Origin of the sequence: Nocardioides sp. R-C-SC26 (assembly GCF_021246465.1) — a bacterium.
GTDB lineage: Bacteria > Actinomycetota > Actinomycetes > Propionibacteriales > Nocardioidaceae > Nocardioides.
Genome location: NZ_JAHRHK010000054.1, coordinates 1 through 334 on the forward strand (window position 1 = coordinate 1; position 334 = coordinate 334).

General features: G+C 73.4%; 1 protein-coding gene. It reads left to right on the top strand.

Annotated features, from left to right (window positions below; translation table 11 throughout):
• The coding region (locus KSO97_RS17405) for a PASTA domain-containing protein (RefSeq protein ID WP_232681942.1) at positions 1-244 on the top strand (244 nt) is incomplete at its 5' end.
• Positions 245-334 lie beyond the last annotated feature (90 nt).

Consider the following 334-nt stretch of genomic DNA (forward strand, 5'->3'; position numbering starts at 1 on the left):
CTTCCAGCCGAAGGTCGAGGACGACCCGTCCTCGACGCGACCCGCCGGCATCGTGACGCGTCAGTTCCCCGACCCGCAGACCGGGGCCGACGAGGGCAGCACGGTCGTCATCCTCGTCTCCCCCTACGTCGAGCCGCCGCCGCCCGACCCGACGTCGGACCAGACCGACGGTCCGCCGGACCCCTCGCAGCCCACCGACGACCCGAGCGACGGGCTGATCTTCGACCGGCGTCGCTCAGGCTGACCCTGGTCTCGCGACGGTCGCAGAGCGACCTCCTCGACCACCGGAACTCCGCCGGTGGTGGGGGCCGGGCGATCAGGCCGTGGTCGGCAG